This window comes from Candidatus Omnitrophota bacterium (genome assembly GCA_040755155.1).
GTDB lineage: Bacteria > Hinthialibacterota > Hinthialibacteria > Hinthialibacterales > Hinthialibacteraceae > JBFMBP01.
On the sequence record JBFMBP010000163.1, the window covers coordinates 38,024 to 44,761 of the forward strand.

Sequence of the window (6,738 nt, forward strand, 5' to 3'; positions counted from 1 at the left end):
TTCACTCCGAGGATTGTACTTTCGGTGCGTCCATCGCCGCTCGAAATCCCATGATTCCCCAATAAACGTACCCGATTTGCGGCTGCGTTCCTCCGCGCCAGGCGCAGCGCAACAGCCGAGGGTTGCCTGAAAGAAACGAGCCGCCGCGAAACATGCGGTAGATCGATCCGTCATAGGCTTTCTGTTCCAAGGCGTCCGCGCACCATTCCATGACGTTGCCCGCCATATCATAGGCGCCATACGGGCTGACGCCTTCCTCGTAATAGCCTACGGGCGAGGTGCGGGCGAAGCCGTCGCTTTCGCTATGCGGCTGATAGTCTTTATTAAAATCTCCCAGCCAATTGCACGCTTTTTCTTTCCATTCGTTTCCCCAGGGAAAGATGCGTCCGTCCGATCCCCGCGCCGCTTTTTCCCACTCCTGTCCTGTGGGCAAGCGGTAGGGCTTTCCCGTCTTTATGCTCAACCATCGGCAATAGGCTTGCGCTTCGAACCAACTGATGGAGCAAACGGGATAACGTTCTTGATGCTGGCCGTTATAATCCCGATCCGTCCAACTTCGCGGCTGAGTCCAGTTCATTTGCCGCCGAAAATTCCATCCCTCTTCCGGCCAATACTCCGGTTTTTCGTAACCGCCCGCGTTAATGAAACAAGCGAATTCTTCATTGGTGATTTCATATTTTCCAATGAAATAACCGGGCAGCGCGGCTTTTTGCTGCTCGGGTTCATCCGGCGGAGCGAGGAAAGCCGATCTTTCCTCTTTGCTGGAACCGAAAAGAAACTCTCCGGCGGGGATGGCGATCATTTCCGGCTCGACCCATTCTTGCGCCCGGACGTTCGCCGCCAAGGCCGCGAAACCAATCGTCCATAACCATCGAAAGGTCTTTCGCGCCGCTTGAGAAGCGCGGCGATCCGCCCGATAATTTCCCCCACGTATGACTCCGCCAATCATAAAGAAATTAATAGTCAAACTGGAAACCTCCACGCCTCTGTTCATAGCGTTATTGGCCGCCGGGGCGGCTATACGCTTGATTTACTGCGCGCTGCCGCCGCTGTATACTACCGATCTTCTGCGCAATTTGGGCTACGGCAAAGCCTTCCCTGTCTGGGGATTCCGCTTGTACGATCTTACGCCCTCGGACTTGACGCCGTCGCCGATGCAATATCTTTGGCCTAACCATAACTTTCCCTATCCCGCTGTCACGCTGCTTTTTTACGCTTTGATCGCTTGCCTTCATAGTTCGCTTTTCTTCGGCAAACTGGCGCTGACGCTCATCGACGCCGTCAACGCCCGTCTTATTTTTAAAATCAGCCAAGACCGCATACTCGCGGCGCTCTATTGGTTTAATCCTATCAATATTTGGTTTGGTTCGCGCGAGGGCCAATTCGAGCCGTTCGTTATTCTCTTGATGCTCCTGGCCCTGCGCGAGTTGCAAAAGGGCCGCTCCCGCGCCTATTTCTATCTTGGACTAGCGGTGCAGGCCAAATTATTCCCTATCTTTCTCGCTCCTTATTTTCTCAGCCGCCTATCTTGGCGCGAGCTGGGCCGATGCGTTCGCGTTGCAGTTTGGGGAGCGGCCAGTCTTGTTCCCAGCCTGGCCGCCGCTTGTACTAGCGGCTATATGGCCTATTTCTTTCGTCCCGGTTATATTCCCGCTTACAATCCGATTACGTGGAACCTGGGCGATCCATCATTGTATCCCTTTTTTCCCTTTTCCCTTGTCCTTGCGCATGGGATCGCCGGATTCGCGTTTGTTCTCTTTTGCTTATACGGCCTGCGTCGAACGAGACAGCTTATGCAGTGGCTGGCGCCGTTGGTTTTCGTGTTTTTCGTCAAGTTCAACCGCATCGGACAGTTTTGGTATCTCATGCTCACGCCCGCCTTCTGTCTTACGGTGGAGGAGCCGAGCTGCCGCCGATGGCTTTTTCTGTTTTCCGCTGCACTGGGCGTTCGTTCCCTCTATTCCATCTTGATCGGTCCGATCGGCTATTACAATCCGCCTGACGCCCAGTATTTAAACATACTTTGTTTTTGGGGATTTTAATTGATGCAAACTTTTTGCCGAATAAAGAAATTCCATTCCAAGATAAGGCTGATTTTTGCCTGTATGTTGATTCGATTCATCATAATGTCGCGCTAGTCAATCATTGATCCTATCCGATGTTTTTCTATAATATATACCGCATTTCCATGTTCTATTTTTTTTTTTGATTATTTTTGAATTACTTGTTGACAACGGATCACTTTTGTGATTTACTCCTTTTCAGCGATGTTGTTGGGCGCTATTCCAAAACTACATATTTCACCAAAGGAGGATGCTTATGCATGCAGCAGGTATCATTATGCTCATCGTCTGCGCGCTGGCGGCGCCGTTGGCGCAGTCTCAGCCGCAGACGCAAGAGTCGTATCCGGCGCCGGTTTCCGAATACGCGGAAAAGACGGGGCCGAATACGATGACGTTTCTCGCGTATCCCAAGTATTATCGCGCAGAGGATGGGGCGCTGGAGTTGGTTAACACCAACCTTGTCGCATCCAAAAGCGGCGAGTGGGATTACGAGGTCGCGGCGGGGATTTGGCAGCTCTACGTGCGCGCCGACGGAACCTTCCAAGCGCGGCACGAGGGCGACATCTTCACCTACCGCTTTGCCGGGCTAGGCGTAGGCCGCGGCGCGGATTACAAGCCGCTGGAGTTGGGCAAACTCAACTGGGAGAATATCGGCGTCGTGGGCGATAGCGTGCGTTGGTCCGAGGTTCTGCCCAACGTGGACGTGACAGTGCGCTATATCCACGATATTCTGAAAGTGGATGTGCGGCTCAAAAGCGCGTTTATGAGGCAGCTACGCGAACAAGTGAAAACGGGCATTTTGCCCTCGGACGAGTATCTAACCGCCCGCTTCGATATCCCATCCGTGCAGATTACAACCCAAGCCAAGCAAAACGGCGAGGCGGCGGATGTATATGGGGAGAAACTACCATTGGATCAGCCGCTTCATTTCGAACGCGATGGGAAAGAACTGCACAAGCTGCTTCCCGTAAAGACATTCCTGGCGGACGAAGCGGGAATGCCATTGGACAAGACGGCGCCCGTTATTCGCTCCGCTCAGTCGTGGCGGCTGAAGCGCGACGCTGCGGGCGAGGCGGAAATGTCGGCGCATCTCGGCGATCTCGCCGCCGCCAAGGACGGCGACGCGGTGATCGATCCGAGTATGACGTTTGGCCCCGATCAAGGGATGAAGGATACGTTGCTGCGATACCAATCGTCAACAAATTATGGCTCCGTAGACCTCGTCCAATGGCAGCCGAATGATTTGCTATTATTCGGTTTTGGCGTTTCTACCTTGCCGAGCGGCGTATCGATCAAATCGGCGAAATTGAATATATTCAAAGCCAATAATACGCTGCAAGGAAGCAATATTAAAGCGAAAACCTACAAAGTCAAAACAAATTGGAATGAATATTACGAGGTATGGGAAACGAACTGGGGAGTAACCGACGCCAACTATTCCGATCCTAAATACCAAGGAAAATCAGTTTCCATAATTGGCGGATATAATTGGCTATCGCTTGACGTTACTTTCGCGTTTAAATCCCATTTTTCGGGCAGCAGCGGCAGTTATGACGTGACGAATAAAGGATTCACCGTGAAAATGACGGGGGCCACGAGCGGATATGTAGAAATAGCGATGAGAGAGAGAACGCAAGATCCTAACTATCGTCCGCAATTGGTCATCAATTATGGTTTCTGCGAATTCGGGGCGGATGCGGGTCCCTACGGCGACGGTTCCAGTCAACGGCAATTGTCAATGAAAAACGATAATTTGCATACTATACGTTTCTTCGACGATGGAGGTTTGTATGATTCTGACGGTTCGTTATTGGAGAATTTCGTTAATACGGTGGCGACGAATGGGATGAAGGTGATTACTGTTTTTGGGGCGTGGCCTTATTACTACGACAATGGGAATTACGACATTACAAAAAAGACACAGTATGCGCAGCGCTTAGTAACGGTATTTTCCAGAAACGGAGTGAAAAACCGCGTTCAAGACGGAACAATCATCGGAATCGAACTGGGAAATGAAGAAGCGAATGGCATATGGATAGGTATGTCTCCTGATACGTATTATAACGGTTCATCTATTGGTGGAGAGCGATATGCATCCTTCTATTTAGAAGCATATACTCAAATGGAATCCAATCTGAACTATTCGGAATGGAAATATTGCGATATTTTAGCCAGTGGAAGTTCTAATGCTAGTTATTCTCTAGCATGGCCATCCACCGATTGGGGAAGCAATGCGATCTTTCTGCAGAGTTTTGTAAACACAGTCATAACTAATGGCGGTTGGGATAGACTTCCTAACGTTATCGCTATTCACAATTATTCTTTGGATAGCTATACGTATTCATCGGAATTTCATGAAAATACATCTGATCCTAATACGCAAAGAACGGAATGGTTCGATAGACTGAGTCAATTACATAGTGTTTGCAATGGAATTGGGTATATTCCCAATTTCGCGATGACGGAATACGGTTATAGTCCGAGAACGGGATATGATCTTGCGCCATTGAATACGGACGATCGCGCGCAAGCCATTTACTATCTGCGAAGTTCATTGATATCGGCGACAATGAAAATTCCTAATGGGTCCAGTTGGATGAAAGGAATCGGATGGAAATACCACTTCTATTATCATCATTGTCAAGATTACTGGCCAAGCGAATTGGAAGATTACGGATTTTTTAATGAAAACAATCAGAGCCGCGTAATACGCATCCCAGCGGAATTACTACACCGCTCCTTAACCACCGGTGGAATAAAACTAGGCTGGGAGAATTCAAGAATATGGACTCCGGCAAATCGCGTTAAACCTACCGCTGTAAGTCCAGAAGGTTATGCGTGGTGCGGTTGGCAAGAAAACGCCAGCGACATATGGTGGGGCGCAATTTGGAAATATAAACATAGTAACTCATTTGAAGATATATCAGAAACATCAAAGAATTTCATCACCAAAGGAAATTTCAGCAACCGCACCGTTGACGTTTACAAGTTCGATTTTACCTTGAATAACGGCGTCTGGTCGGCAACATGGAACTATAAGACAACTATAAATCCTCCACCTGGCGGCTTTTCCTATAATTCCAGTACGGATGAAACAACAATTCCCGTCACCAATGTCGATGAAAATCCAACGTTCATTTTAATTGATTAGCAAAGGAGAAAAACAATGAACAAACTAATAAATACAATGCATTCCAGCATTGCATTCACTCTTGCGGTAATTTTATTAATCGCAATTAATTCTCCCAACGGCTTTACTCAATCCAAGCCTCTCGTAGTCGTTCAGGATGAGAATGGAATCCATAATTCGTTATCCTTTTCACCCGACGGAGAAAGGTTGTTAACTACTGGAAGCAAAACCGCTATTGTGTGGGACGCGAAAACGGGAGAAAAATTATTGACGTTTGAAGGACATATACCCTATGGTGGAGCTGTTGCTTGTGGAGATTTTTCCCCAGATGGGACTAAAATCGCAACGGGAGGATACTCGTATACGGCCCTGATATGGGATTCTAAAACCGGTAAAATTGAATTTAAAGCAAAATTCATTGAAGGAATGCTTCCCAATCATATTGATAGCGTCGCATTTTCTCCAAACGGAGAAAATATCGCCATTGGAGGTGGTCCAGTAGGATTATCTATATGGGATATTTTAAGCAATAATATGATTATACAATTTAACATGTCATATCAAGCGAATAAGATGGAATATTTCCCTGAGGGCGGAAAGATATTAACACAATACTTAGGAAATATTAAAGTGATATCCGTGAAAGGTGAAATTTTAATGCAGTATTCAATTAACGGAATTGCTGCATTATCAAAGGATGGCAAGTATATACGAAACATAGTCGGTGACATTGATGGTATACTTGACAAATACGAATTGAGAATAATTGATGTGGAAACAAATGAAAGAATTTCATCGTACACGTTCAACGCAAAAAGAGGTACGCCTTATTTGTCAACCGATGGTCAATTTATCGTAGCCGCTTCGGAGAAATCGCCGGAAGGAATAGGCATTCGCAAGGTAGGCGCGTTGGATTCGGTTATGAGATCATTTTCCCTTGAAGCTAATGTGGATTACAATTACATGAAAGTAGCGTTTTCCGATGACAACAAGAAATTCGCTTGCATGATTGATACTAAGGCGTATATCTACGATATCAGCGACATAACGTCGGTCATCAAAGAATCGACGGCGCAATAAGCAAGCACACGCGGATGCGCGTTGGACGCGGCGGCGGGGCATGGCGGAGACGCCATGCCCCGCTGGCTATGTTTAAAATAATGGCGTCTGGTCAGCGGCATGGAACCCAAAGCCGACAATAAATCCTCCGCCTGGCGGCTTTTCCTATAATTCCAGTACGGATGAAACTACGATTCCCATCGCCTATGTCGATGAAAATCCTACCTTCATTTTAATCGATTAATAAAGGAGATAAAAAAATGAACAAACTAATAAATATAATGCTTTCCAGCATTGCTTTCACGCTTGCGGTAATTTCAGTAATCGCAGTTAATTCTCCGTGCGGCTTTACTCAAACCAAACCTCTCGTTGTCGTTCAGGATGAGAATGGAATGCGCGGTTCTATAACCTTTTCCCCCGATGGTGAAAGGTTGTTAACAACAGGAGAGAAAACCGCGATTGTGTGGAATGCTAAAACTGGAGAAA

The 6,738-nt window shown here is 47.5% G+C and carries 5 protein-coding genes; 4 read left to right on the forward strand and 1 reads right to left on the reverse strand.

Annotation, left to right across the window (positions count from 1 at the left end):
* Position 1 precedes the first annotated feature (1 nt).
* Entirely contained in the window at positions 2-967 is a 966-nt protein-coding gene (locus tag AB1656_25820; protein MEW6238817.1) for an SUMF1/EgtB/PvdO family nonheme iron enzyme, read from the reverse strand.
* Here AB1656_25820 and AB1656_25825 point away from each other — a divergent pair.
* The 4 genes from AB1656_25825 to AB1656_25840 form a co-directional block, all read left to right on the forward strand.
* Positions 933-2,042 carry a glycosyltransferase 87 family protein gene (locus AB1656_25825; protein ID MEW6238818.1) on the forward strand — a complete coding sequence of 370 codons (1,110 nt, stop codon included), beginning with the start codon at positions 933-935 and terminating at the stop codon, positions 2,040-2,042. The two genes, AB1656_25820 and AB1656_25825, sit on opposite strands and share 35 nt — an antisense overlap.
* A 277-nt stretch (positions 2,043-2,319) precedes the next feature.
* On the forward strand, positions 2,320-5,214 hold the full coding sequence (locus AB1656_25830) for a hypothetical protein (protein MEW6238819.1): 2,895 nt from the start codon (positions 2,320-2,322) through the stop codon (positions 5,212-5,214).
* Between the two features lie 15 nt (positions 5,215-5,229).
* Entirely contained in the window at positions 5,230-6,273 is a 1,044-nt protein-coding gene (locus AB1656_25835) for a hypothetical protein (protein ID MEW6238820.1), read from the forward strand.
* A gap of 239 nt (positions 6,274-6,512) precedes the next feature.
* Positions 6,513-6,738: hypothetical protein (locus AB1656_25840; protein MEW6238821.1), on the forward strand; the 226-nt coding region annotated here is incomplete at its 3' end.

Coding starts and splice junctions, on each gene's coding strand:
- AB1656_25825 (MEW6238818.1), top strand. CDS start 933: ATGACTCCGCCAATCATAAAGAAATTAATAGTCAAACTGGAAACCTCC.
- AB1656_25830 (MEW6238819.1), top strand. CDS start 2,320: ATGCATGCAGCAGGTATCATTATGCTCATCGTCTGCGCGCTGGCGGCG.
- AB1656_25835 (MEW6238820.1), top strand. CDS start 5,230: ATGAACAAACTAATAAATACAATGCATTCCAGCATTGCATTCACTCTT.